The sequence below is a fragment of the Simonsiella muelleri ATCC 29453 genome (genome assembly GCF_002951835.1).
GTDB lineage: Bacteria > Pseudomonadota > Gammaproteobacteria > Burkholderiales > Neisseriaceae > Simonsiella > Simonsiella muelleri.
This window is the reverse complement of the sequence record NZ_CP019448.1, coordinates 790,919-815,748: the sequence shown is the minus strand read 5'-3', so window position 1 is coordinate 815,748 and position 24,830 is coordinate 790,919. Positions and strand designations below refer to the sequence as shown.

23 protein-coding genes, 3 tRNA genes and 1 pseudogene are annotated in these 24,830 nt (G+C 39.8%); 15 read left to right on the top strand and 12 right to left on the bottom strand.

What is annotated here, in order from left to right; all coding sequences use genetic code 11:
- Positions 1–224 precede the first annotated feature (224 nt).
- From BWP33_RS04020 to BWP33_RS12880, 4 genes are all read right to left on the bottom strand, one after another.
- Entirely contained in the window at positions 225–1,649 is a 1,425-nt protein-coding gene (locus BWP33_RS04020) for a porin family protein (protein ID WP_104930315.1), read from the bottom strand.
- A gap of 84 nt (positions 1,650–1,733) precedes the next feature.
- Complete coding sequence (locus tag BWP33_RS04015; RefSeq protein ID WP_002641839.1) at positions 1,734–2,654, bottom strand: Slam-dependent surface lipoprotein; 921 nt, start codon at positions 2,652–2,654, stop codon at positions 1,734–1,736.
- A gap of 135 nt (positions 2,655–2,789) precedes the next feature.
- On the bottom strand, positions 2,790–3,545 hold the full coding sequence (locus BWP33_RS04010; protein ID WP_002641156.1) for an IS5 family transposase: 756 nt from the start codon (positions 3,543–3,545) through the stop codon (positions 2,790–2,792).
- Positions 3,546–3,858: 313 nt separating this feature from the next.
- Entirely contained in the window at positions 3,859–5,670 is a 1,812-nt protein-coding gene (locus BWP33_RS12880) for a Tle-like phospholipase domain-containing protein (RefSeq protein WP_002641841.1), read from the bottom strand.
- Positions 5,671–5,932: 262 nt separating this feature from the next.
- Here BWP33_RS12880 and BWP33_RS04000 point away from each other — a divergent pair, with 262 nt between their 5' ends.
- From BWP33_RS04000 to BWP33_RS03985, 5 genes are all read left to right on the top strand, one after another.
- A complete protein-coding gene (locus BWP33_RS04000) occupies positions 5,933–6,550 on the top strand; it encodes a hypothetical protein (RefSeq protein WP_002641842.1) in 618 nt (205 codons plus the stop codon).
- Positions 6,551–6,612: 62 nt separating this feature from the next.
- Positions 6,613–7,152 carry a gamma carbonic anhydrase family protein gene (locus BWP33_RS03995; protein ID WP_002641843.1) on the top strand — a complete coding sequence of 180 codons (540 nt, stop codon included), beginning with the start codon at positions 6,613–6,615 and terminating at the stop codon, positions 7,150–7,152.
- A 63-nt stretch (positions 7,153–7,215) separates the two neighbouring features.
- A complete protein-coding gene (gene galE, locus BWP33_RS03990; protein ID WP_002641844.1) occupies positions 7,216–8,232 on the top strand; it encodes a UDP-glucose 4-epimerase GalE in 1,017 nt (338 codons plus the stop codon).
- Between the two features lie 84 nt (positions 8,233–8,316).
- Positions 8,317–8,439 (top strand): hypothetical protein, encoded by a 123-nt coding sequence (locus BWP33_RS13120; RefSeq protein WP_263479591.1) that lies wholly within the window; start codon positions 8,317–8,319, stop codon positions 8,437–8,439.
- 4 nt (positions 8,440–8,443) lie between these two features.
- Positions 8,444–8,923, top strand: a complete 480-nt coding sequence (locus BWP33_RS03985; RefSeq protein WP_002641845.1) for a copper chaperone PCu(A)C — start codon at positions 8,444–8,446, stop codon at positions 8,921–8,923.
- Between the two features lie 129 nt (positions 8,924–9,052).
- On the opposite strand, the gene BWP33_RS03980 is transcribed toward BWP33_RS03985, so the two are convergent.
- From BWP33_RS03980 to BWP33_RS03960, 5 genes are read right to left on the bottom strand one after another with little or no spacing between them, the layout of a single operon-like run.
- Entirely contained in the window at positions 9,053–9,418 is a 366-nt protein-coding gene (locus tag BWP33_RS03980; RefSeq protein WP_002641846.1) for a roadblock/LC7 domain-containing protein, read from the bottom strand.
- 24 nt (positions 9,419–9,442) lie between these two features.
- Positions 9,443–10,099, bottom strand: a complete 657-nt coding sequence (locus BWP33_RS03975) for a hypothetical protein (RefSeq protein WP_002641847.1) — start codon at positions 10,097–10,099, stop codon at positions 9,443–9,445.
- Between the two features lie 3 nt (positions 10,100–10,102).
- On the bottom strand, positions 10,103–10,639 hold the full coding sequence (locus BWP33_RS03970; RefSeq protein WP_040628939.1) for a GTP-binding protein: 537 nt from the start codon (positions 10,637–10,639) through the stop codon (positions 10,103–10,105).
- Between the two features lie 20 nt (positions 10,640–10,659).
- The gene (locus BWP33_RS03965) at positions 10,660–11,832 is read right to left on the bottom strand and encodes a hypothetical protein (RefSeq protein ID WP_002641849.1); all 1,173 of its coding nucleotides are present in this window, start codon (positions 11,830–11,832) and stop codon (positions 10,660–10,662) included.
- Positions 11,833–11,835: 3 nt separating this feature from the next.
- Positions 11,836–12,894 (bottom strand): tetratricopeptide repeat protein, encoded by a 1,059-nt coding sequence (locus BWP33_RS03960; protein WP_002641850.1) that lies wholly within the window; start codon positions 12,892–12,894, stop codon positions 11,836–11,838.
- An 87-nt stretch (positions 12,895–12,981) separates the two neighbouring features.
- Here BWP33_RS03960 and BWP33_RS03955 point away from each other — a divergent pair, with 87 nt between their 5' ends.
- Complete coding sequence (locus tag BWP33_RS03955; RefSeq protein ID WP_002641156.1) at positions 12,982–13,737, top strand: IS5 family transposase; 756 nt, start codon at positions 12,982–12,984, stop codon at positions 13,735–13,737.
- A 643-nt stretch (positions 13,738–14,380) separates the two neighbouring features.
- Positions 14,381–14,456 (top strand) — tRNA-Phe (locus BWP33_RS03950).
- 68 nt (positions 14,457–14,524) lie between these two features.
- On the opposite strand, the gene BWP33_RS03945 is transcribed toward BWP33_RS03950, so the two are convergent.
- Together BWP33_RS03945 and bioB are read right to left on the bottom strand one after the other, a co-directional pair.
- Positions 14,525–15,397, bottom strand: coding sequence for a hypothetical protein (locus tag BWP33_RS03945; protein WP_002641853.1), 873 nt, complete (start codon positions 15,395–15,397; stop codon positions 14,525–14,527).
- A gap of 17 nt (positions 15,398–15,414) precedes the next feature.
- On the bottom strand, positions 15,415–16,407 hold the full coding sequence (gene bioB / locus BWP33_RS03940) for a biotin synthase BioB (protein WP_002641854.1): 993 nt from the start codon (positions 16,405–16,407) through the stop codon (positions 15,415–15,417).
- A gap of 478 nt (positions 16,408–16,885) precedes the next feature.
- Here bioB and orn point away from each other — a divergent pair, with 478 nt between their 5' ends.
- The 3 genes from orn (at position 16,886) to BWP33_RS03925 (ending at position 19,222) form a co-directional block, all read left to right on the top strand.
- A complete protein-coding gene (gene orn / locus BWP33_RS03935; protein ID WP_040628907.1) occupies positions 16,886–17,440 on the top strand; it encodes an oligoribonuclease in 555 nt (184 codons plus the stop codon).
- Between the two features lie 83 nt (positions 17,441–17,523).
- Positions 17,524–17,599: transfer RNA gene (locus tag BWP33_RS03930), tRNA-Phe, on the top strand.
- 477 nt (positions 17,600–18,076) lie between these two features.
- The gene (locus BWP33_RS03925; protein WP_002641856.1) at positions 18,077–19,222 is read left to right on the top strand and encodes a hypothetical protein; all 1,146 of its coding nucleotides are present in this window, start codon (positions 18,077–18,079) and stop codon (positions 19,220–19,222) included.
- On the opposite strand, the gene BWP33_RS03920 is transcribed toward BWP33_RS03925, so the two are convergent.
- Positions 19,208–20,089 (bottom strand): IS982 family transposase, encoded by an 882-nt coding sequence (locus tag BWP33_RS03920; RefSeq protein ID WP_104930306.1) that lies wholly within the window; start codon positions 20,087–20,089, stop codon positions 19,208–19,210. The genes BWP33_RS03925 and BWP33_RS03920 overlap by 15 nt on opposite strands.
- 109 nt (positions 20,090–20,198) lie before the next feature.
- On the opposite strand from BWP33_RS03920, the gene BWP33_RS03915 reads away from it, so the two are divergent.
- The 5 genes and pseudogenes from BWP33_RS03915 to BWP33_RS03895 form a co-directional block, all read left to right on the top strand.
- Complete coding sequence (locus BWP33_RS03915; RefSeq protein ID WP_002641858.1) at positions 20,199–21,137, top strand: HsdM family class I SAM-dependent methyltransferase; 939 nt, start codon at positions 20,199–20,201, stop codon at positions 21,135–21,137.
- Between the two features lie 17 nt (positions 21,138–21,154).
- Complete coding sequence (locus BWP33_RS03910; protein ID WP_002641859.1) at positions 21,155–22,228, top strand: restriction endonuclease subunit S; 1,074 nt, start codon at positions 21,155–21,157, stop codon at positions 22,226–22,228.
- A 109-nt stretch (positions 22,229–22,337) separates the two neighbouring features.
- Complete coding sequence (gene ffh / locus BWP33_RS03905; RefSeq protein ID WP_002641860.1) at positions 22,338–23,702, top strand: signal recognition particle protein; 1,365 nt, start codon at positions 22,338–22,340, stop codon at positions 23,700–23,702.
- A gap of 129 nt (positions 23,703–23,831) precedes the next feature.
- Positions 23,832–23,916: transfer RNA gene (locus BWP33_RS03900), tRNA-Leu, on the top strand.
- Positions 23,917–24,347: 431 nt separating this feature from the next.
- Positions 24,348–24,794, top strand: a pseudogene (locus BWP33_RS03895) (lytic transglycosylase domain-containing protein); the annotation flags it as partial.
- Positions 24,795–24,830: the final 36 nt, after the last annotated feature.

Here is a 24,830-nt window from a genome sequence, read left to right as displayed (position 1 = left end):
TAAAATAAAAATAAGAACCTGTGTTCATGAGATTGATAACTTGATTTTATTGATAATTCTTGCGAATACAAGACGGCTTTTTAAGCCAACACAGTAGGCTCATTAAGTAGCGATAAAAGCAAGCTATTAAGATTATGAACTCAGATTCTTAATTTTAAAAGATTATTTTGCAAAATCGCATTATCCTAATACAAAACGCGATGATATAAAGGCAGCCTGAAAAATTATTTAAATTGTTTAGAAACATCAATAAATACACGATGATTCTTGTAACGATAATAAAAATGGTTGCTGTTAATTCGTGACCATGTCCAATTCAATCGCGGCTCAAAGCCTTTCCACGAAAACTTTGGCGAACTCACACTCACACGCGTCATGTACTCTTTATCACGTCGTTTGATGTTGAAAAAATCAGGTGCTTGATAATGCCGAGATTGCACCAAAAAATTAAAATCTGTTGTTAAATCAAATGTATTTTTCCACTGACGATGCCAACCCACACGTGCATTGGTTTGCGAATATGCTTCCGATTTGTCTTTTGCCGCTTGATAACCGCTACCACCACCCATCACAAAATATTGCTTCGGATCGGGCGCATACACCAGCGTAACCGAACCTGCATGATTGGCACCATCTAAAAATTGACGTTTATCGTGTTTTTTATATGCAGATTGCCACGCGCCCCAAACTTGCCATTTGGGTGACAAAATTTCTGAATAACGCAATACGCCACCTGCATTGTGTGAATACGGCTTACTGCCATACCAACGTCTTTCATAAAATGGACTCACTGAAATCTCACGTTTTGCATTGCGCCAAATTGTTCCGACTTCAGCATGTGTTTGTAAATCATCATAATCGTGCGCGTCCCAATAAAATTTACCCGATGTAGACACATTAACACGTGTCGCCCAATGTCCTTTAAGAGACATGTTTTTTTGAGCAGACAAGTCATAACCTACACCGTGTGCGGATTTAGGTTCAGAAAAACGCCAATAGCCATATTGTCGCTGCTGGGGTACACGCCCGACATTATCATCTTGAATATAATAGGTATTAGCATTAAATTTCCACGCTTGCTCTTTCACAAGATAGTGATCAAATTGTTCTAAATATTGCGTGGTTTCGTTGGGCATATCAGGTGTTTGTTTTAGCGTGTCAATTTCTTTGGCGGCATCACGCAATTGACCATCTTTCGCCAAAACGCGCGCCAATTGCAAACGAACTGGAGCATATTCAGGATTTTGGACGAGTAATGCGCGTAATTGTTGTTCGGCTTGAGCATATTGACCATCGGCACTGGCAACAATAGCGTGTGCATATTCACCTAATGTTTTGTCGCGCTGATTTTCAGGCAACCTATCATAAAGTGGCAACAAAAAACGAACAACACTCGTATTTTCTCGCAAAATGGCGGTATCCAGTGCATTTTTGAGTAAATCTGGGTGTTGCAAAAATTCTTCCGAATTCATGAACACCTTACTTTTATAAGCATCGTGTATAGGTTTTTGTGGCACAGCAAATTGCACGGAGGGATTGTATGATGATTCTTTTGTTAAATTATCAATAGAATCTGAGGGTGTAGCAACAGGTGCGGCGGTTACCCAACTGGTTAGCATACACAATAATATCCATAAATATCGTTTCATGTTTTTATTCTTTCAGGCTGCCTGAAACATAAAAAACCCGCCCAGCTAAAAGCCAAGCGAGTTTTATCGCTAATAAAGAATTAATTATTGTTTTGTGGCACCAAACACACCCATTAACTCATTAAATGTACTACCATTTTGTTGTGTACCATTGAATACACCACCCAACTCAGCCGCTTGCGGACCATAGAACTGACCACTCATATTAACACCATCTTTGGTACCACTGAAAGATGCGCCATCAATTTTACCTTCTAATGGCACAATAGTCACATCCGAATTCGCTTTCACTGTACCCATAATTTTTTTGCTACCAAAATCCACATTGAAATTAGATGTCCCTTTTGAAAATGCTCCACCTCCTACAATGCTCACTAAAGATAAACCATCATACGTTGCTTGACCAGAAGTTGGCACTTGTGCAGTTGGTGTAACGCTACCTACTACAAAAGTAAAAGATGGGTTTCTGCCTTGTGCATCATTAAAATCACGATACGCACCAATACGGCTATAACTCAAGGCACGACCACTGGCAATAGTCTCTTTTGTATTGTTGCTGATAGTGGTAAATGTACCTGCTGAAATACCTGGTTGCGACAAAGTAACCTCAGTACCATCAATCGTTACTTTGTTTAAATCTGCACTGCTGATGGCAACTGGACTCACATTTACACCATTTCTATCGTAACCGATTAATGCCAAACCATTATTTGTATTTGCTTGTACTGCTGGCTTTGTGGTTGCTGTATTAGCTGGGGTAGGCGTGGTTGTTTTACCTACTGTATTGGTACTTGTATTTGCCGTATTGGTGGTTTTGCCTTTATTCAATGTAAAACCTGACGTTTTAGTTGTACCATTATTGGTTGCACTATTGGCAGCAGATTGGCTATTTGAATTAAAATTCACTCTTCCAAAACCAGCACCACTGCTATCGCCACTACTACCACATGCCGTTAATGCAAAAACCATTGCGGTAGCGATTACTGAAAGCTTTAAATTTACCATTATTTTATTCCCTTTAATTAATTAACAAAATAAATAAACTTCCTGCAAAAACCTGATTTATACACTGGCATGATTCAAATCATCGCAAGAATTTCTAAGAACTGGGTAATATTCTAGGGGCTAATGACATTTTAGCTATAATTTCAACCAAATCAAAGCACAAGCTAATGATACAGTACTTTCATAATTACGTTTTAATTTATCGTACCGTGTTGCCAGCGCACGAAAATGCTTTAATCGTGCAAAAGCGTTTTCTACCAAGTGCCTGATTTTATATAAATACCAATCTGTGCCCACATTAAGATGTTCTCTATTTTTCTTATATGGAATATTGGCTTTACTTTGTTTAGACTGAATTAACCGACGAAAAGTATCACTGTCAAAACCCCTATCAGCACACACGGTTTCATTATCACTTAAATCCAATTGTGCCAATAAATCAGGCGCAACAACAATATCATTTACATTACCAGCTGTAATGATAAATTCAATTGGATTACCACAAGCATCAACCGCTAAATGAATTTTAGACGTATGACCACCGATACTCTTACCAACAGCTTGATGCGTAATGGATTGTTTACCCATACCGTGTTGATGAACGCGGATATGGCTACCGTCCATAAAGACCCATTCCATATCGGGTGTATCTACCAAATGTTTGAATAATCGGGTAAAAATACCGCGTTTAGACCAGCGATTGAAACTTTGGTAAAGGCTGTTTGCTTTACCAAAATAACTAGGTATATCAGCCCATTGGCAGCCTGTACGTAAGCGAAATAGGATACCTTCTACTGTTTTGCGTAAATTTTTCTTGCGATAAATGCCAAGCTGTTTCAAAATAGGCAACAGTCTTGACCATGTTTCATTTGTAAGCGTGTTTCGGGACATGGCAAAGGTTTGGGATGGTTGCGTGGAAACAATATCTTAAATCCTTTGCCTCTTTTTTTGAATTGTCAATAGCCCCTAGCACAAAAAAAAAAAAAATACAAAGATTTAGTTATAGAAAACTAAATCTGCCAAAACCTTTGTAGAACACCTAAATTTAAATATCTTAAAAATAAATAATTGAAATATAAATATTTTATTTCTTAATAATTATCAAAAAATAGAATTTCACAAAGGTATCTCTGTTACTTATTTGCTACACTGTAACGTAAAACCAAAATTCATACTGATTATTCAGGCTGCCTGAAACAATTCCTTAGCCAATCAAGGCACTGCTTACCGCATCAGCCGATATATCGTTGTCAAACCGTACGATGGCACTCAAATTACCCGATTTATCTTGATAGGAAAGTGTGTTGGTATCGGTGTTAAATATCAGCGCAGATTTTCCTTGTACGCGGGTTTCACTGAACACATTTAACCACGCGAAATTTTCGCCATTATCCGCCAATAAACCACGAAACTCGCTCACATTCAACTTATCTACACCCGATTCAAACGCCACAATTGTATCCGCGCCCGATTGATTTAAAACAAAAATATCAGCACCAGCACCGCTATGTAACGTGTCATTTCCTGCACCACCAATTAGAATATCGTTACCATCGCCACCACGTAACCAATCATTGCCTGCACCACCAATTAAGGTATCGTTACCAGCAAAACCGTCCAATACGTCATCACCTTTTCCACCCCACAAAATTTCGGTTTTGCCACTACCTTGTAATTTATCAGCAACAGTCGTTCCTTGAATCATCAGGCTGCCTGAATCTTTCCATTCTTGCCAATTGGCCTGCGCCCAAGTTAAATCGATTTTGCTGTTGGCAGTAGGCAAATAAACCAAATGATTATCTTGCACTTGCGCCGACATTTCTATACCCACTGCCGAAATAAATTTCCCTGATTCGGTTTCAGTGGTTACCAACGATAAAATTTCTTTCTCATTGGTTTTGATGTCGTAATACGGTTGCAAATTCACATAATCAGCCTGATTCATGAAATCATGCCCCATTTTAATTTCCAGCAAATCTGAAAAACCATCGTTATCGGTGTCTGTGCCATTAAGCAAGGTTGCTGATTGGCTGTCTGTACCCAAATGTTTTTCTTGGACATCGGTTAAACCGTCTCTATCTGAATCTTGTTTTTGATAATATGCATCGGTGCGATAGCCTTTAGTAAAAATATCTTTTAACTTATTATTATTTTGATAAAAATTATTTTTACTGTGATTAGTTTGAGAGTCTTTATGAAAACTATCAATCATCGTTGCATTAACATAAGTTCCTAAACCAGGAAAGAATAATGTTCCTAGTTGCCCTAGTAATGTGCTTGCACCAAACGCAACAAATTCCTTTTGAATCACATAGGAATCACTTTGATGCAAGCGAATTGCTGCCTGCGAAGAATCGCTATCATCAACCCAACCGATTTGGTGCATCAATTCCGCTTTATCTAATACACCACCAGCATTAGTGGTTAATTTTGCGGGATTAAAAATGGCACTGTGTTCAAATACTTCTCTACGTTCAGCCGTTTGCTGCATGGTATAAGACGCAAAATATTGTGCCAAGTAACCACCCAATGAATGCCCAGTGGTATACACATGGTCAGGTTTGTATTTTTGCATCATATTATCGGCAAGCGTTTCAAAATATTCCACCTCATCAATTTTTTTATCACACAATACGCCAATATCAGAAATGATGTCTCTGATTCCTTTCGTACCGCGAAACGCCACCACCACATTCTCATAACCGCCATTGGCTTTCAAACCATTGCCATAAACGGCTTTACCTGTGTATTTCAGGCTGCCTGTATTAAATGGATTATTCAGGCTGCCTGAAAATTTGGCGGTATCCTGATTCAAGTAATAAGCACGAATCACGGTAGATTCTACGGTACTGGCTTGTGTACTTGGTGTGGTATTACTTGTGTCGGTGTTGGTTGGCATTTTGTCGCTCGCCACACTCGAATCACCACCCGAATTACCACCCGAACCACCACCCAGCCCAATCGCTGCCAAGCCACCCACACCGACAAGCCCACCCAAAAAGCCCCACCAATTCACGCCACTTGTATCGACAGTTTCATCAGTGGTTTGAGCGACAGGTGCAGCATAACCAATCGAATCATCGGTAATGGGTTGAAGTTAAATTTCCGCATCAGTTGGTTGCACGACACGATTAATCGGTTTTAATATAATCTCTTTATCACTCATTTTTTAACCAATACTCATTACAATAAAAATTAAAATATTAATACACATTACATACACATACAAGCTCATTATCCTTTAAAATAGTGTCCCCCTATTTAATTAAGAGAATGCCATGAATCAAACTATTTTTAATTCCATTTTGCATAAAACATTACACAATAGCCCAGAATGTGAAGCCGCTGCGTATATTGATTTGCGCTCTACCGTCAGATTGGGCGAATATTTTTATCCCAGCCTGCAACAACCCAATGACGATGAAATGATGAATCTCATGACGCTCGCCGTGATTGATTTATTCAATGGCAAACATATTTTGGCATTGGCGGATTATTTCAAATACCACGAAAACATTAATCCAGATGAAGAATATTTTCAAAAACTAACCCTCAAAGGTGCTGATCATACTCAAGTTTATGTACGATTAAATTTTAATCCCAATCATGTTTTGGCGTTTTTATTTTCTAACCACATTGGACGTGGTATGATGTTGACCGAAGTCAAAAAATTTGCCAAGCAAATTCAAGATATTGCTGAAAAAACACCCCTTGACCCACCCATACTCCCCACTGATGAACACACCATTGACGGCGCAACTCCCTCGCCTTTACCCCAACCATCAATTGTACTCAATACCCCAACCAACCCCGAAGTCCAACCCGAAACCACCACAGACAAACCCAATAACCAAGGCGATATTGTTTCCATGTTAGACCGTTGGTTAAAAAGCTAAAAATCATTTCAATAAATTTTCAGGCAGCCTGAAAAAATAATTTTTCATAAGGAATTCACAAAATGCTCCGACCTTATCCCCCTCATTCTCCCCAAATTGATGCGACCGCATTTGTTGATGACACGGCTGTCGTGATTGGCGATGTGGTCATTGGTGAACAATCATCGGTGTGGATGAACGCTGTGATTCGTGGCGATGTAAACAGCATTCACATTGGCAAGCGCAGCAGCGTTCAGGATTTATCTATGCTGCACGTTTCTCATAAAAATGCTGATAAACCAAATGGTTCGCCACTGACTATCGGCGATGATGTAACCATTGGACACATGGTTATGCTGCATGGTTGCACGATTGGCAACCGCGTTTTAGTGGGCATGCACAGCACGATTTTGGACGATGTCATCATTGAAGATGATGTCATGATTGGTGCGGCAAGTCTCGTACCACCGCGTAAACGCTTAGAAAGTGGCTATTTATACATGGGTTCGCCTGTACAAAAAGTGCGCGAATTGACGGTGCAAGAGAAAGAATTTTTGCGTTATTCTGCCAATCATTATGTAAAACTAGCGGCAACACACCAAGCCAGTTTGGTTGTTAAATAAAGTTTCAGGCTACCTGAAAAGCTCAAGCCATTAAGATTATTTAATCAACACAAGGAAATTAATATGAATATTTTGGTTACTGGCGGAATGGGTTTCATCGGTTCACATACGGTTGTGGAATTACTGAATGTGGGACACAATCCGATTATTTTGGATAATTTATCCAATTCATCGCCTAAAGTTTTGCAGCGCATCAAAGAAATCACTGGTAAACAACCCACATTTTTTGAAGGCGATATTCGTGATAAATCTCTGTTACAAAAAATTTTTACGGAAAATAAAATTGACAGCGTGATTCATTTTGCCGCCCTAAAAGCAGTCGGCGAAAGCGTAGCACAACCGCTTCGTTATTATGATAATAATGTTTCAGGCAGCCTTATTTTATTGGAAGAAATGCAAAAAGCCGGCGTACGTAGCATCGTTTTCAGTTCATCGGCAACAGTTTACGGCGATCCAGCCGTTGTACCCATTACTGAATCCAGTCAAACAGGCGGCACAACCAATCCCTATGGTACATCAAAATACATGATGGAACGCATGATGATGGACTTGCAACACGCCAATCCCGATTGGAGCGTGATTATTTTGCGCTATTTCAACCCCATCGGCGCACACGCAAGCGGCAAAATCGGCGAACAGCCCAATGGCATTCCCAACAATTTACTGCCCTATGTCTGCCAAGTCGCAGCTGGCAAATTGAAAGAATTGGCGGTATTCGGTAACGACTACAACACACCAGATGGCACAGGCATACGCGACTACATTCACGTGGTGGATTTAGCAATTGGGCACCTAAAAGCCCTTGATAAAAAAGCCAAAACTGCAGGTGTGCATATTTATAACTTGGGCACAGGTACGGGTTATTCTGTATTAGACATTGTAAAAGCGTTTGAACAAGCATCAGGTAAATCAGTCCCTTACGCCATCAAACCGCGCCGAGCTGGCGACATTGCGGCGTGTTACGCCAATCCAGCCAAAGCCGCCAATGAAATTGGTTGGCGTGCTGAACGTGATTTATCCACCATGATGTCAGATGCATGGCGTTGGCAATCGCACAATCCAAATGGTTATGATGATTAAGAACCAGTGTTCGTCAGACTGATAACTTGATTTTATTAATAATGTTTGCGAGTACAAAGGCGATAAAAGCAAGCCATTAAGGTGATGAACACGAGTTCTAAATATACTAATGAATTTTCAGGCAGCCTGAAATTTGATTTAGCGCAAAAATACATTTTGAATTCGTGTTATACTTTAGGAAAATTTTTCTCCGCACATAAGGATTAATAAAATGAAAAAATTCGCTCTGATTTTAGCTGCTACTTTGTTGGCGCAACCTGTTTTGGCTAAAGGCGTGCAAGCGACTAATGCTTATGCTCGTGCCGTAGTATCTGGTGTTCAACAAAGTGGTGCGTTCGTTACGCTGAAAAATACCGATGCCACACCCAATGTATTAATCGGTGCAAGCGTCAAACCCAATATCGCCACGCGCACTGAATTGCACACGCATGTAAATGACAATGGCGTGATGCGCATGGTTGAAGTTAAAGATGGCATTCCATTACCTGCTAATCAAGTGGTTGAATTAAAACCAGGTTCATATCACATTATGTTTTTTGATTTGAAAACAACATTCAGCGCAGGGAAAAAATTTCCACTCACATTAAAATTCAAAGATGGCAGCAGCACGACCGTGAATGTAACCGTGAAAGAGATGCAGGCTATGCAGCATAATCATGCAGGACACGCGGCTGGCGCACATCAACATTAATAAACAAATAAAAAGCAGCCTGAAAACAGACATATGTTTTCAGGCTGCTTTTTATGAATCAAAACAAAATTATCAGAATTCTTGTGATTTCACAATTCTGATAATTTTATTTCAACGATTCATCAGCAATTATTTGGTTACATCAATAATGCTACGCGCAGCACGGCGTGCGTCCAACAAAATCAAGCCCAATTTTGCACTTTCTTTTGCGGTTAAGCACAACACGTTTGTACCACCTGCTTGAATCAGCAATGTATAGCCCAATTTGCCTTTAACAATGACTTGTTCCAGTTCACCACAAGCCAATTCTTGTGCAGTTCGGTTACCCAAAGCTAAAAGAGCCGCAGACATCGCACCGATACGGTCAGCATCAATATTGGCAGGTAATAAATGTGCGACAGGCAAACCATCGGTAGAAATCACAGCAGAAGAAGTGATATCCACAGAAGAGCTATTTAAATCACTCAATATAGACGTTAAAAGTTGTGCATGCATTTTATTTTCCAATCAAAATTTATATTAAGCAGCCATACCGAAGCCAGCAGGATCATTCGTCTGATAAAGCAAACGTACCAAAGCCACAAATGCTTCTTTGTGCAATTGTGGTACACCACCGGTTACTAAAATAACTTTGGTGTCTTTGATATAGATAGGGAAGAACGTGAGTTCACTTTGTCCAGTTGGATCACACAAGCCCCAAGCATTCTGATAAATATTCAAATTATTTTTAATCAATAAAGCATGGCGTTCAGATAAGCGAATGGCTTCATTTGCCAACACGGCCACTTCTTCTGCAGCTTCGTGATTGAAGCCTGCATTCGCAAAATAAAAACCATCTTGGTCAATCAGCAAAGCTTTTTTACTGTCTGACAAATGTGGCAATAACTTTGCCAATGCATTATCACTAGGTGGTGGTAATTGCGCAGGAGTATCTTCACCGTACAAGAACTCCAAGCGCTGTAAACGATAAAGTAAATTCAATGCAGCAGAAGTATCAGTCGTTTCAGCCCATTGCAACAATTTCTCAGTGGTTAAAATTTCGCTACCTGAAGATTGCAAAATATTGGACAACAAAGTACGGCTGGCACTTTCCGATTTATTAGCCACTGCATAAAATGCGCCAGCAGGTGTGATACGTGCATATAAATTAGTTTGTAAAGACAGACTGGATTCCATTTGTTATACCTCTAAACCTGGGTCAATTTGGAACAACATTGCGGTAACCAATTGTTTTACATCTTCTTCGTTACGCGCATCTACTTCAAAAATAGGAGCAACCAAACCGTGTTGTGACAAATATTTTTGATAAACATCAATACCAGGCACAGCACGAATATCCATTTTTGTAACACCAATCACAACTGGCGCGGTTTTCAACAAGTCCGCAAATGAATCTAAGAAGAATTTCAAGTCTTTCAAAGGATTAGCGCGAGTATTATCCAGCAAAAGAATCAACCCCATACTACCTTGACTTAAAATATCCCACATAAAATCAAAGCGTTCTTGTCCTGGTGTACCATACAAATGCACTTTAGTGTTTTCGTCTAATTGAATCAAACCATAGTCCATTGCTACAGTTGTATAACCTTTTCGGACAGCCGTCATGTCTGATGCACTGGCATCAGTCTGAATAGGTGGGTCATCTGATAAAGCGGCAATAGCTGTTGTTTTACCTACGCCTACTGGCCCTGTAAAAATAATCTTATTTTCTACCAACATGATTCTGTGCCTTTTTGTTATTTGTTAAGTAATTTTCTCATCAAGCGACCAAGTAAGCTTTCTTTTTTCGGTGCTTCTGCTGGTTTTGAATTAACTTCTACGCCATGACTATTATTGGCTTCGGTACGTGTTTCCACTTTCATCGTTGTTTGAGCAGACGACGCGGTAGAAGCTTCCGCCACTTGTTGAGTAATTGTTAAATAATCAGTCAAATAAGTTGCTGCGATATAATTCAAAATATCCGCCATATCCAAAGGCATCATTTTGTACAACATATTCAAACTAACTGAAGTTTTTGTTAAAAATGCTGACAATCGCATGGATTCAGGCAGCGGTGCTAAACGCGTTAAATTTGGCCAATATTTCAAGCGAAAAACTGTATTTGGATTTAATGGGTGTACCAAACGCCCATTTGCTGTCCACACAGCAACTTGCCACATACACGATACCACCGTTGCATTGGCACGTTCCTGAATTTGACTGCCCTCGGAGATAATTTTTACTTTAATATTAGGCTGCCCTTGGTGGCATAATTCTTTTAACAATTTAGAATCAGGCACCCACACCCTTTGTACAGCTGGGAAAACAGCCAATACAGGCTTATCATTATACACAATAACAGTATCTTTATTATGATTCAACAATTCACGGAATCGCCCTAACAAACCACTGCGTGGATCAAAACGCGGAATGGTTACCTCTGCGGCACGCGGTGGATGTACATTTTTTTGGGTACTGGACACATTATGCTGTGCAGTTAAGCCACTGTTATTCGCTATTGATGTTGCGGTAGGCGATGATAATGGTGCGGAAGAACGTGATTGTACCGCTGGATGCGATACCCAAACACCGTTGCCCTGCAATAAATTACGCAAACTCAAAAACAATGTGTCAAATTTAATGGGTTTTGATAAATATGGTGCAGTCAAAGTAGGTGTATTTTTGGAAAAATAGACAACCACACTTTTAGGATAATCGGCTTTCGCACGCTGCCAAGCAGCCACGCCAGTTGGTCCATCTGCATCAACAATAACCATTTCTGGACGCTCATCAACCGCATCAGCACCAATTACTTGGTAATTTGTGGTGCTATGCATTTTAAAAGCCATTTTAAACATTGCTTGTTGTTGCTCATCCATCGCAACAAACATGAGCTTAACCGTTTTAACTTGTGGAATATTATTATTCATCGTTTAGTGTCCAAATGAGCCATTATTAAAACGTTGCAGTAATTGGCTCATTGCCAACACCACTTCCTCAGGTAAGGTTTGGATTTGTGTACGCAAATCTTGCAATAATTTTTCCAAACGCTCCCACTCTTCTGCTCGTTCGTATAAATCGAACAAAGCAACATACAATTGAGATTCTTGCGGATATGCTTTAATGGCACGCTCCAATAAATCCAAAGATTGGTCTAATTGACCATACATCAACAGCGATTCTGCTTCTTTCAAAGCGCGTTCTGCAGGTGTTTTCGCCTCTGTATCCAAATCAGTAACTTCAGTGACCAAATCACGATGGCGTGCTTTTTTCTGACTCGCACCCAAATCCAAGAAACCATGTTGAATCCCAATCTCTCGTAAAGCTGCTGCATCAGTTGGTTGCGCTTCTAAACTCTCAAACACAGGATGTTCACCCAATGTGTAGCCTAAACCCAACATACGCTCTTTAACTTGGCGACCACTTTGCCCTAAATTATGATACAAATGCCACAAATGTTCAGCAAAGCTATCAACATTTTTTGCTTTAAAATCTAATGTCAATGCATCAATTAACAATGCAGCTGGCTTAGCTGAAGTGCGAATGGCCTTATTCAGAAATTTAGTTGCTAAATCATAAGTCAAAGAACCTTTTAGCAATTTTACACTTTGCTCAGGTTCCATAAACGATAACACAGCACCTTGCTCTTCACTACTGATTTTGCCCAAAGCTGCTTCACCCACAACCAACGGTTTGCGTGATGCAGATTTTGACACTTGCGCAGATTCTTTTTTCTTGCCCAGTGTTTTAGGGCGTTCTGAAGCAGAAGATGACACAGGTGCTTCGGTTTTTTCGCCGATTTCTTGAGCGGTTTTTTTCACACCCCAACCCAAACAGCTCTCTGCCAAAACACGCAAACCCAAATGATTTTCATCTAGTGCCAAACCTTTTTTGATGTAATCTGCCAAAATTTCATTTGGAAAAGCACTTTTGTACTGTGTCAAAGAATCAGATAATTGATCTACTTTTTTAGATTCCAACCATAAATTCAACAATTCTGCTAGGGGCTAATGACAATTCAAAAAAAGAGGCAAAGGATTTAAGATATTGTTTCCACGCAACCATCCCAAACCTTTGCCATGTCCCGAAACACGCTTACAAATGAAACATGGTCAAGACTGTTGCCTATTTTGAAACAGCTTGGCATTTATCGCAAGAAAAATTTACGCAAAACAGTAGAAGGTATCCTATTTCGCTTACGTACAGGCTGCCAATGGGCTGATATACCTAGTTATTTTGGTAAAGCAAACAGCCTTTACCAAAGTTTCAATCGCTGGTCTAAACGCGGTATTTTTACCCGATTATTCAAACATTTGGTAGATACACCCGATATGGAATGGGTCTTTATGGACGGTAGCCATATCCGCGTTCATCAACACGGTATGGGTAAACAATCCATTACGCATCAAGCTGTTGGTAAGAGTATCGGTGGTCATACGTCTAAAATTCATTTAGCGGTTGATGCTTGTGGTAATCCAATTGAATTTATCATTACAGCTGGTAATGTAAATGATATTGTTGTTGCGCCTGATTTATTGGCACAATTGGATTTAAGTGATAATGAAACCGTGTGTGCTGATAGGGGTTTTGACAGTGATACTTTTCGTCGGTTAATTCAGTCTAAACAAAGTAAAGCCAATATTCCATATAAGAAAAATAGAGAACATCTTAATGTGGGCACAGATTGGTATTTATATAAAATCAGGCACTTGGTAGAAAACGCTTTTGCGCGATTAAAGCATTTTCGTGCGCTGGCAACACGGTACGATAAATTAAAACGTAATTATGAAAGTACTGTATCATTAGCTTGTGCTTTGATTTGGTTGAAATTATAGCTAAAATGTCATTAGCCCCTACCAATTTTGGCGTTACTTTATCAGGATAATTTTTCATATACACCGATAAAGATTCTGCTGCTTTCTCATAGTAACCAAATTGTTTATAGACATTGAACTCATTAAGTGGGTCAACTTCTTGCACAGAAACTTTGGTATCGTCTACCCTACTATTGGCGGTTGTTCCACTCGAACCCCAATGTTCATCTTCCGCACCGTCCTCTTCATCGTCATCATCCTCTTCTTCATCGTCATCGTCATCTTCAACATCTCTGCCCCGTCCTGATGAAGAACGTCCACGACCACCATTGCCCGATTGCTTGTTTTTTTGAATAAAAAAAGCACCCGCCAATAAAGCAATGGCTACAACAATGACAACCAATATTATTGGGTTTTCAAACATAATGTCTCCCAGCCACGATTTGCTAAATAACCAGTGTTATAAAATGTATAAATTTATTGGCAGCATTTTAACACTTTTTGCGATGATTGTGCTGTACTTTGGTTAAATTAATTAATTGAGAAATACCCAAAGTTAACAACACACAAAAATATTTGTTTTGCTACAACAGCCATCTATTTAAAAACACATTAATAAGCCTTGCATACTAACTTATTTTCTGTTTTAATTCTAGTCTTATTTGGTCGGATAGCTCAGTCGGTAGAGCAACGGATTGAAAATCCGTGTGTCGGCAGTTCGATCCTGCCTCTGACCACCAAATTCATTACCCAAATATCATCTGATATTTGGGTAATTTGCTTTTCAGGCTACCTGAAAGATAATCAACTATAAAAACAATAAATTACCATAACTCAACATCAATACCGCCATCAATGCTAGCCCAATTCCCACCGCATTTAATCGCGAGATTTTTTCTTTAAAATACCATGCACCAACCAATGTCCCCAGCGCAATCACGCCCATATTCATGCCCGCAAATACTGTAGTCGGATTCTCTTGAAATGCCATGTGTGCGTAAATATAAAATATAATGTTACCAAAATTCAGGCTGCCTAATAATAAACCACTTAATAGGCTGATTTTATCCCAGCGCGTTTTTTTCATTAATAAATAAATAAACATTATAATCGCCGCTATACTAAATGTAATCAATAAGTTAATACTTACCGTTTTCGCGCCCATCTTGGCAAGTTGTTTGAACAAAATATCCACCGTACCATACGTCAACCACACCCACAACAATATCCACATCGTGTGCGAATTCCATTGATGAGTAGGCTTTTCAGGCTGCCTATTTGGTTTGTACAGCAAACACGCCAACGCTGAAAATGCCAAAATTAAGCCCAATATATTTTGCAGCTTAATCACCTCACCAAAAATCGTAAATGCCGCCAACACTGGCAAAAATAATGATAAACGTTGCGCTGCATCGGTTTTGACAATCCCCGCCTCCGCCACAGCACGCCCCAACACCAAAAATCCCACAGGCATCAAGACCCCCAGTACCCCAAAAATCCCCATGTGATCGACTAATAATTGATTATCAAACTTTGGTCGCAACACCAGCAATGTCCACGCAATCGCCACCCAATAATTTACCGCCACCGCTTGCGACACATCAATTTGATGTTTACGTGCCAATTTCATCAACACCGAAACCGACACACTGCACACAATACTCAAAACTAAAAACAGCATCAATCCATCTCCCTAAATTAATAATGCGATAAATTTAATTTCATCATCAACATTTTGTCGCTGTCTTCAGCTGGATTATCCGCCGTCAACAAGGTCTCACCATAAAAAATGGAATTTGCCCCCGCTAAAAAACACATTGCTTGCACCGATTCTGGCATCTCTGTTCGCCCTGCACTCAATCGGACAAAACTGGTTGGCATCGTAATCCGCGCCACCGCAATAGTACGCACAAATTCTGTCCAATCCAAATCCTCAGCCTTTTCCAAAGGTGTTCCTGCGGTTCTAATTAATTGATTAATCGGTACACTTTCAGGCTGCGGATCTAAATTCGCCAAACTGGCAATCAAACCAGCGCGTTCGGCACGCGTTTCATTCATGCCCACAATACCACCACAACACACTTTTAAACCTGCCTGACGCACTTTGCCCAACGTGTCCATGCGGTCTTCATGGCGGCGCGTGTGAATAATATCATTGTAGCGGTCAGGGTCGGTGTCCAAATTATGATTATAATAATCCAAACCCGCTTGCTTGAATGCTTCGGCCATACCCGTTTCCAGCAAACCAAAAGTGCCACACGTTTCCAATCCCAAATCTTTAACGGCTTGAATAATTTCCGTTACTTGCTCCACATCTTGTGGCTTAGGGCCACGCCAAGCAGCACCCATACAAAAACGACTCGCGCCACGTTGTTTCGCAATTTTGGCTTTTTCCACAACGGATTGCACATTTAAAAGTTCGGATTTTTCTACATTTGTGTGATAATGAGCCGATTGTGGACAATATTCACAATCTTCAGGGCAACCACCTGTTTTAATAGATAATAATGTGGACAATTGAATTTTATTGGCATCAAAATGCTGACGATGAACACTGGCAGCCTGAAAAACCAAATCCAAAAATGGTAATTCAAATAAATTCTCCACTTCACATTTACGCCAATATTGCGCGGTTGCATGAGAGACGAGTTGAGTATGTCGGCGTAATGCGACTGGGGATAAATGAGTCATATTGTTTCCTAATTGAAAAATTCGTATCCACACAGTGTGAATAACCGCAAAAACCAAATGGTCGCAATGTCCATAGGCACGAACGAATATTTTAGCTTATTTCTAAGAACCTGTATTCATAGCCAACGTAAAATGGATTTTTGTCCCAGTTGGGACGAACGCCAGGCGAATTTCACGCCAATAGCGTTCCTATTGGCGTGAAATTCAACACAGCAGACGTGCCAAATGGGGCAAAAAGACATCACGTTTGGCTGTGAACACAGGTTCTAAAATATTTGTTCTAAGAAAATAATGCAGGCAGCCTGAAAAAAATTTTTATATAATTATTGTTTGTAACAGTTGGTTTCACGATATTATTTAAGCGATAACCAAGTTTGGTTAACCGAGTCTGTCCCTGCCGAATTTTTGAATCAAATTGAATAAGTTCCATTTTCAGACAGCCTGAAAACCCAATTTCACAACACAAGAAAGACATTTTATGAAAAATCAAAACAACCTTTGCTGGCTAGATATGGAAATGACGGGTTTGAATCCCGACAGCGACAAAATCATAGAAATCGCGATGATAATCACCGACAGCAATTTAAACGTATTGGCGCAATCTGAAGTTTATGCCATTCATCAAAGCGATGAAATTTTGAACAACATGGACAAGTGGAACACCGATACCCACACGCGCACAGGTTTGGTTGAGCGCGTAAAATCATCAACTTACACCGAAACACAAGTGGAAACCGAATTACTGCAATTTATGCAAACATGGCTGCCTGAAAAAGCCACGCCCATGTGTGGCAATACCATTCATCAAGACCGCCGCTTTATGGTTCGCCATATGCCGAAATTAGAAAACTATTTTCATTATCGTAATTTAGATGTCTCCACGATTAAAGAATTAGCGCGGCGTTGGTCGCCTGCGGTGTATAAAGGCGTCGTCAAAAAAGGTTCACACAAAGCTTTAGATGACATTGTGGAAAGCATTGAAGAATTGAAACATTACCGCGACACTTTTTTCAGGCTGCCTGAAAAAAATTAACTGATAAAACAACAGTTCTAATCTACTTCTTCAAAATAACACTTGCCAACTTTGCCAGTGCATGATTTAATACGCGCTTTCTTGGCCAGATAGCTCAGTCGGTAGAGCAACGGATTGAAAATCCGTGTGTCGGCGGTTCGATCCCGCCTCTAGCCACCAAATTCAAAGCCCAAACGGTAAAATTAACGTTTGGGCTTTTTCTTGCTTTACGTGTTGCTCTAAGGTTTTAATCATAGCTTAAAACAGACAATACATTTTTATCAAATTAATTTTATTTAAAATCATAATTTTAATAAAATCATCCGAAATAATATTGATTTCTATTTGCAAATAATTTCTATTTGCAGTAATATACGCACATACCAGTTTTACACATCAGCAAGCAATCAGTATGGTTGTGTAATGTCAGGTAGTGGTTTGTGTTCCTTTTCTGCCCCTTGTTCATTTACAAGGGGTTTTTTTTGCCTACCTAATTGATAAACATAAATTAAAATCTAATATGTCAATTAGATAAAATTATCAAATTTTCGTTTTTGAAGGTTTTGCAAAGGCTTCAACCTGACAACTGGAAAATCCCTTAAAATATGGCTTAATTTTTTTCAGGCAGCCTGAAACCTATTTCAAAAGGAAAACCAAATGTCCAAATCCCAATCCGTAGAACCACAAATCGCCAATCAAATTAATCAACAACTTACATCATACAACCTACCCTATTTCCTAGAACAACAAACCGTTAATGAAGAAATAGAAAATGCCCTGACTCGCGCTTTATCCAAATCAGGCGGAACAGGCGGTAATCGCGTGGACTGCAAATTATTATTGCAAGACGATGCGCTCAATTACTACCCAATTATGATTGAATATAAAGGCTACGCAGATAAACTCGTCAAACTCAATTCAGACGGACACCCCGACAATTTCAACAAAAAAGACAATTCCCCCAACCACAAAAACATCAACACCTATGCCGTCAATGGCGCGGTGCATTACGCCAATGCCTTATTAGAATTTACCAGCTACACCGATATCATCGCCATTGGCGTAACAGGCTCACTTGATGTTTCAGGCAGCCTGAAAACACAAATCGGCGTGTATTTCGTCAGCAAAAGCAACTATGGCGTAGGGCAAAAAATTGGTGAATTTTCTGATTTATCATTTTTAAAACCCGAAAATTTTCAAAAATTTATTCAACAAGTCAAAGAGCTGAAACTCACACCAGCCGAAATTGACAAAATCCACAAAGACCGCGAAAACCGCATTGAAGACGCACTAACCAAAATTAACGAACGTCTATACAACAAACAAGAAAATTTAAGCGCACTGTCGCGCATTCACTTGGTTTCTGCCAGCATCATGGCAAACTTGGGCGTAGCAGGTAAAGTACAGCCACTTGAAGCCAAAGATTTACCCAGCAGCACCGAAGAAGATTACACAGACGGCGATGTTATTTTCAAAAAAATCAAATCGTTTCTGAATGCAAAAGGCTTACCCAAACGCAAACAAGAACAAATTCTCAACAGCCTTTCCATAACAATTAAAGACGAAAATTTATCCAAACCCAAAAACGGACAATCGCTACTCAAAGAAATTTTTATGGAAACTGTCGACGATTTGGGCTACTTCTACAAAGTCGGTTTAGACACAGATTTCACAGGCAAACTCTTCAACATTATGTTTCGCTGGCTGTCATTTGCGGGCGATGACCAAAATGATGTAGTTCTAACACCGCGCTACGTTGCCTACCTCATGGCTAAATTGACGCCATTCTCAACACCCAATTAACCCAGCAAATTGAGTAATTGGGTGTTGAATTTGTTGATTCAGTAAACAGCAAAAATTATGCGATAAAATTTTCCGAATAAAACGGTTAGATTGGTGAAACAGATTTTTTGTACGAACTATTTCCATGTTAAATCTCTCTGTTAATTGACCAATAACTGTTTCAATCATACGGCGGCTATTTTTTAGCCATTTGAGAAATTGAGGACTTCTGTCATCTTTCATATTGCTACGATAAGGTGTTTGTAAATTAATATGGCTTTGTTTCATTTCATCTTTTAATTCAGAACTTAAATACCCTTTGTCCGCACCAACAAATCCTGTTTTGCCTTCTAAAAGTTCAGGTAATACCTGCCGTTCATCAACATTGGCAGCTGTAAAAGTAAAGGCTTTAATCATACCTGAGCGAGTAATCAAAAGATGACCTTTAAAACCATAATAGGTCTCTTTTTTGGAAGCGCAATAACCGAACGTCGCATATGCACGAAAATTTTGATGGCGTTTAGCTCGGGCAAATTTACAGACTGCAATAGGAAAGGCATCTGCATAATACTCTGCTTGCTCACACCAATTTGCAGTGATTTTTTGATGCATTTGTTGTTTAACCCAATACAAATTGGCACATTGTTTGGCAAAATTAGGGTAAGAGCCTAAATTGGGAAACCAATTTTGCCAATGTTGTTTGAAATATTGCCAAATTTTTTTATCGGTATCCATACCGAGAAATTCGCCAACAATTTCCATACAAATCAGTTCACAATCTGAAAGTTTGGGTGCAAAGCCACCTTGTCTTAATGGTTTTTGAACGAGCTGATTGTATAAAGCATCTACCATTAGATACGTTTTAATGATAAATTCGTCTTGGGGCATAACTGTCTCTCTTTCGGATTATCTTGACGGGTATCTTTAAGAGTGGGGTTATGCCCCTTTTTATTCAATTGCCATATCTTAATTAGATAGAGTTGAGAATGGCGTTAAATTGGCTCGTGTCAACAAAAACAGCTATGTTTGGGACTTTGCCACAGGTTCGGGCGGATTATTGGTTGCAGGCATGAATTTGATGTTGCAAGATGCCAAAACCAGCATCAACAGCCCCGATGAATTGCGCCAAAAAGAAAATCAAATCAAAGCCGAACAAATTTTAGGTATTGAAGTGCTGCCTGAAATTTATATGCTCGCCGTTTTGAATATGATTTTAATGGGCGATGGTTCAAGCAACATTTTGCAAGAAAACAGCTTAACCAATTTCAACGGCAAATACGGTTACGGCAAAGAAAATCAAAATTTTCCAGCCGATGTTTTCTTGCTCAATCCGCCCTATTCCGCACAAGGCAATGGCATGATTTTCGTAGAAAAAGCCTTAAATATGATGCACAAAGGCTATGCGTCTATCATCATTCAAGATTCTGCAGGCAGTGGCAAAGCCAAAGAGTTTAATCAACGCATTTTGCAAAAACACACGCTTTTGGCTTCCATCAAAATGCCCAACGATTTATTTATCGGCAAATCCAGCGTTCAGACTGCGATTTATGTGTTTAAAATTGGCGAACCACACGAAGCCAAATTTCCCGTGAAATTCATTGATTTTCAAAATGACGGCTACAAACGCAGCAACCGAAAAAAAGCCAAAGCCAGCAGCAATTTACAAAACATTGACCACGCAGAAGAACGCTACGAAGAATTGGTAGATTTAGTGAAATTCGGTTCAGGCAGCCTGAAACTATTTGGCCAAAATGAATATGTAGAAGACACCATCGCGCTAGAGGGCGACAAATTCGGTGCAGATTGGAATTTCGCGCAGCACAAAAAAATTGATGCCAAACCTACATTAGCCGATTTCAAAAAAACCGTTTCGGATTATTTAGCATGGGAAGTAGCGCAACTATTGGCAAAAGAAGACGATAAATCGGGAAAGTAGCAAGCCGTTTGGCAGAAATGGAACAGACATTTTTGGCAGACGGCGGAAGTTTTGAAGAAAAATTTGTAGGTGAAATTTTTAAAATTGAAACCCCAAAACGCAGATTTGATGCCAATAAAATTCAATTTGGTGGTCAATATCCTTATGTGGCACGTGGAGAAAGTAATAACGGTATTCGTGGCTATATTACCGAAGATAAACAATATTTAAACAATGGGAACACCATCAGTTTTGGGCAAGATACTGCTACCATGTTTTATCAACGTGAACCTTATTTCACAGGAGATAAAATCAAAGTATTTTCATTGCGTTCAGGCAGCCTGAACCGTGAAAGAGCGCAATATTTAATTACAGCATTGCGTATTGCTTTTTCATTATTTAGCTGGGGTGCAAGTATGTTTAATGTAAAAAACTTACAAAGTACCGTCATAAATATTCCCTATAAAAACGGCAAAATCGCCTTTGACTATATGGAACGCATTGTTCGGCAACTTCGCGCTTTTTTGAAATTGTCAAACCTAACCGATGTAAACCTAAGTAAAGATGAAGAAAACGCACTGAATTTACTTTCAGGCAGCCTGAAAGAATTTACGATAAAAGATTTATTTAAAAATATTCAACAAGGCGAACGTGTCACCAAAGCCGAACAAATTTCAGGCAACCTGAATTTTGTGATGTCGGGTACAACACAAACAGGCGTAGTCGGTTCAATTGGAAATGCAGTTACACGTTTTCCAAAAAATGCCATTACAATTGATATTTTCGGTAATGTGTTTTATCGCAATTATGAATTTGGTGCATCTGATGATGTTGGCGTTTATTGGAATGATGAAAACAACTCATTCAATAAACACGCAATGCTGTATTTAGCTGCAAGTTTACGAAAATCATTAGCTGGGCGATTTGATTATGGCTACAAATTACGCGCTTCAAAATCACACAATTTAACGTGTTGGCTTCCTGAAAAAAATGGCAAACCCGACACCGATTTGATGGCACAAATCGGGCGTGCCATTGAAAAATTGGTTATTGCCGATGTGGTACAATTTAACGAACGCGAATTAGCCACATATGAAAGCGTAGTGCAATAATGTTCAGGCTGTCTGAATTTTTCATCAAATAAAAGGCTTGTGTTAAAATATTGGCTATTTTTAATTTTTTGATGATTTTTTTCAGGCAGCCTGAAAAGAAAGAACAACCATGTTAGATAATTTAACCAAACGCTTCAGCAAAATTTTCAAAGACATTCGCGGTCAGTCCAAATTAACCGAAGACAATATTAAGGAGGCTCTGCGCGAAGTGCGTTTGGCTTTGTTAGAAGCCGATGTCGCATTGCCCATCGTGAAAGATTTTGTCAATTCAGTCAAAGAACGTGCGCTCGGACACGAAATTGCCGACAATCTCACACCCGACCAAGCATTTTTCGGTATCGTTAATCAAGCCCTGATTGACTTGATGGGCAAAGAAAACACCAGTTTGAATCTAAGCACTACGCCCCCCGCCACCATTTTGATGGCAGGTTTGCAAGGTGCAGGTAAAACCACAACTGTAGGGAAATTAGCCAAATTAATCAAAGACCAAGATAAGAAAAAGAAAATTTTAGTGGTATCAGCGGACGTGTATCGTCCAGCGGCTATTGAGCAATTAAAATTATTAGCAGAACAAGTGGGCGTGGATTTCTTCCCATCAAACACCACGCAACAACCTGTACAAATCGTGCGTGATGCCCAAAATTATGCCAAAAAACATTTTTATGATGTATTGATGGTGGATACGGCTGGACGTTTGGCGATTGATATTGAAATGATGATTGAAATTCGTGCCATTCACAGCGCAATTAATCCGATTGAAACTTTATTCGTCATTGATGCGATGTTGGGGCAAGATGCTGTAAACACGGCGCAAGCATTTAACGAAACCTTGCCACTCACAGGCGTAGTACTGACCAAAATGGACGGCGACGCGCGTGGTGGTGCGGCATTATCGGTACGCCAAATCACAGGAAAACCAATTAAATTTATTGGTGTTGGCGAAAAAATCAATGGTTTAGAGCCGTTTTATCCCGACCGCATTGCCAGTCGCATTTTGGGTATGGGCGATGTAATGACGTTGTTGGAAGACGTACAAAAAGGCATTGACGAAGACATTGCCAAAGAAATGGCGCAAAAATTGCATCGCGGCAAAGGTTTTGATTTAAATGACTTTAAAGCACAAATTCAGCAAATGCGCAATATGGGGGGATTTGAGAATTTACTGTCTAAAATGCCAGGAGAATTGGGCGAGATTTCCAAAAAAATCCCCGAAGGCACAGCCGAAAAAGCCATGAGACATGTTGAAGCCATCATCAATTCCATGACCCCTAAAGAACGCGCTAACCCAGCTTTACTCAAAGCCAGTCGTAAACGCCGCATTGCAGCAGGTGCTGGCGTTACCATTCAAGATGTGAATAAGATGCTTAAGCAATTTGAACAATCACAACAAATGATGAAAATGTTTAGTGGCAAAAACATGGCAAAATTAATGCGTATGGCAAAAGGCATGAAAGGTATGTTCCCGAATTCATAAAGGTTTCAGGCTGCCTGACCTTTACAAAATCTTAGAACCTGTGTTCGTTTGCATACATTATTGCTTGATGTGATGGGACTGGCGCGAATCTTGTCAATTAACCAAAATGATGTATAATGTCCAGTTCACGCGGATGTGGCGAAATTGGTAGACGCACTGGATTTAGGTTCCAGCGCAGCAATGCGTGAGAGTTCGAGTCTCTCCATCCGCACCAAACTCAGAAAAAGCAGCTTTTTTAGGCTGCTTTTTTTTGCGTCTAAAATCTAAAGGTGTTGAATGGTGTTTAATTTACTTTTTTACAAATCAAAAGCCACGCAGATATTTTGGGCACAAAATGGACACAATCCCAAACAAGCTACAAAAAGAAAACCGCCTAAACGATTGTTTAGACGGTTTAAATTTGGCTCCCCGAGCTGGGCTCGAACCAGCGGCCTGCGGATTAAAAGTCCGTAAAAAGCAAAATCCACAAAATTCAATTTATTGATTTAACATATTTTTTCTAAAAGTGATGTCTGTACACACCATCACATACAGCCACAAATATATCACAAACTGGCACAATTTGGACACACAAGAAAACACACTTAAAACCGCGTTCACTCGCTTTTTTAAGTGTGTTTTTTCGTCTTAACAAAAGGAATGTGAATGAAATTAGCCCATTTTTTGATAATCGGCGCAGCAATGACAACGGCTCTGCCCACGCTCGCCGCGCCCTCACACCAAATAAACACCGTAGGCATGACCCAACCACGTTTCAACGATTTGGCGGCACAATGCACCAATGCGGTACACCCCAATACTTTACAAGCAGTAGCGCGTGTGGAAAGCGGTTTTAATCCCTACGCTATTGGCGTTGTTAGAGGCAGCCTGAAACGCCAGCCGCGCACACTCGCCGAAGCGGTCGCTACCGCCAAATCACTTCACGCACAAGGCAAAAATTTTAGTATGGGTTTAATGCAAGTAAATCGTTATAACTTAGCAGCTTACGGATTGAATTATGAAACCGTGTTTGAGCCATGCAAAAACATCAATGCTGGCGCAAAAATCCTGAAATCGTGTTTTGACCGAGCAGGGGGCAATGGACAGGCAGCCTGAAACCTTTGCAAAACCCCAAAACAATTCATTTGT